Below are 2,550 nucleotides of genomic sequence, written 5' to 3' on the forward strand. Positions count from 1 at the left end.
CTTAGGATCTAGCGCCGTAAGGTGTGGGGGTTCGACTCCCTTCATCTGCACCATAATTATTTATGCGGGTATCGTATATCGGTAATACTCCAGCCTTCCAAGCTGGAAAGGTGAGTTCGATTCTCACTACCCGCTCCAAATATAAGCAACTTAGAGATAAGTTGCTTTTTTATTTCTTATTTAATGTAAAAATATAAAATAAATCACAAAAAATAGAAAACAATCCACAGAAAAGAAATAGAAAAAGAAAAAAATAAGAAAAACTGTGGATAAAATAGTGAAAAAGTGAATATAAGCATCTATAGCTCAGCTGGATAGAGCGATGGACTTCGAATCCACAGGTCGGGGGTTCAAATCCCTCTAGGTGTACCAAATATAATTAAAATACTAGAATTATAGGAATATAATGATAGTATTTTTTATTTAGTTTAAAAATGTATTATTCAGATATTAGTAAATAAAAAGAAACAGGAAAATATATTAATTTAAAATAAAAAAATATAAATAAATCTATAAAATTTAAATATAAAAATATATAATTAAGAAGGAACAAAGAAGGAGGGAATGGGTTGAAAGAAATAAATAGACAAGGAAGGAAAATAGCTTTTAGAGATAGTAGAAGATTAATATTACATGATAAGCTAGGTTTTTTCTTAAAGATAGGAATTTTCTTAATAGGATTATTTGCAACTAATATTATTGCAGTATTTATTGGGAAAAAGATAAGTGTGATTTTAGGGATACTTTGTTCAATACTTATAGGGGTATTAGTAAATGGATTATTCAATAAGTTTTTATTAATATCTGAAAAGGAAGGGTATTCAATAAATATACATAGTAGTAATATAACTTTTATTACATATCTTAATTTGCTTATATGGAAGTTTATAAATAAAATAATAGTAGTGTTTCCAATTCTAATATCTGTACTAAATATAATAAATACATCGCTTTTTATAAAAGGAGATAGAATTTATATAGAGAAAATCCCATATTCTTTTGTAATTTGCTTAATTGCATCTTTAATAATAGGACTTCTAATAGATTTATTATTTTTACCAGTAGAATATATATTAGTAGAAGAATCAGAAAAAAATTTAATTAAGGCACTTATAAAAAGCTTTAATATATCTAAAAGGAAGATAGGATCAACTTTAATAGTACTTATAGTATTAAATTTACAAGTATACATAATAGGCGTGGTTGCTTTCTTTGGATATAGAACAAGCGGATTTGGAATATTAACATTATTAGCGTTCTTATTTGTAGTAGTTGCTTTAGCAGGATATGCTAGATTAGTTAAAATAAAATGGTATAGAACATTAGTAAGATTAGGGAAAAAATAAGAAAGATAAGAAAGAGTGCTTATAAGTACTCTTTTATTTTATATAAAGATAAAATATTTAAAAGTAGAATAATGATTACTTTTAAATGAGGAGGAAAAATGAAAAGGATAATATATACAATAGGACATTCTAATTATTCAGTTGAAAAATTAGTTGAAATGATAAAGAGATATGGAGTAGATACAATAGTGGATGCACGTGGAACAGCGTATTCAAGTTATAACACTCAATACAATTTGAATGTTATAACAGAAAATTTAAAAAAGTATGGAATAACTTATGTGTATATGGGAAAAGAGTTAGGTGCACATATAGGACAAGAAGAACTTTATATTAATGAGGGGTATATGGATTTTAAAAAAATAGCTCAAAGTAAGTCATTTAGAAAAGGAATAGAAAGATTAAAAGATGGAGTAGATAAAGGTTATACAATTTGTATACTTGGAGCAAAACAAAATCCAATAGAATGTCATAGATTCTCATTAGTTGCAGAAGAATTAGAAAAAGAAGGTTTTGAAGTAAGAAATATTATGCACAATGGGGAAATAAAAAGTAATTATGAATTAGAAGAAGAATTAATAGATAGATATTTTGATAGAAATGATATAAATTTTTATTCGATTTTGGATGGTCAGAAGAATAGAGAGGAATATTTAGAGCTAGCTTTAGAAAAAATAAATAGAGAAATAGGATTTAGATTAGAGAAATTAAAAGAAAAAGGTTATAAACTTTAAATTTTTCTGATAAAAATCTTTACCAAAAGTAGTGTTTAGTTAATTAAATACTACTTTTTTATAGAAAATTATTAGATAAAATTATATAGAATAGATAAAATAAATGAAAACTTATCCAAGTGTATCTATATAAGAAAAAAAGAGAAAAAGTATAAATAAACTAGAAAATATAAGATAATTTAGAAAAAAGAATATATGATATGTATTATTATGTGAAATTTGTGATAGAATAAATTCTGTTGCAAGGGAGCAGATAAAAAACAACAAGAAAAAAGTTGTTGACAAGAAAGTTTCTAAGTGATAAGATAAATGAGTCGCTTGAAGCGATGATGATGATCTTTGAAAATTGAACAGATTAATATATAAACAAACTTAAACCAGCAATTCTTTTATTAGTAAGTTTTATGAGCAATTTAAGATTAAACTTTTTATTGAGAGTTTGATCCTGGCTCAGGACGAACGCTGGCGGC

2 protein-coding genes and 2 tRNA genes are annotated in these 2,550 nt (G+C 25.6%); all 4 read left to right on the plus strand.

The genetic code is table 11. From position 1 onward, the window contains the following. Positions 1-64: 64 nt before the first annotated feature. The 4 genes from ACRDDY_RS16945 (at position 65) to ACRDDY_RS16960 (ending at position 2,080) form a co-directional block, all read left to right on the plus strand. Positions 65-138, plus strand: a tRNA-Gly gene (locus ACRDDY_RS16945). 157 nt (positions 139-295) lie between these two features. Continuing rightward, a tRNA-Arg gene (locus tag ACRDDY_RS16950) sits at positions 296-372 on the plus strand. A 197-nt stretch (positions 373-569) separates the two neighbouring features. Beyond that, positions 570-1,346 (plus strand): hypothetical protein, encoded by a 777-nt coding sequence (locus ACRDDY_RS16955; RefSeq protein ID WP_438566112.1) that lies wholly within the window; start codon positions 570-572, stop codon positions 1,344-1,346. A gap of 98 nt (positions 1,347-1,444) precedes the next feature. Beyond that, the gene (locus ACRDDY_RS16960) at positions 1,445-2,080 is read left to right on the plus strand and encodes a DUF488 domain-containing protein (RefSeq protein WP_438566113.1); all 636 of its coding nucleotides are present in this window, start codon (positions 1,445-1,447) and stop codon (positions 2,078-2,080) included. Positions 2,081-2,550 lie beyond the last annotated feature (470 nt).

Origin of the sequence: Clostridium sp. (genome assembly GCF_051656525.1) — a bacterium.
In the GTDB taxonomy this organism is placed as follows: domain Bacteria; phylum Bacillota; class Clostridia; order Clostridiales; family Clostridiaceae; genus Clostridium.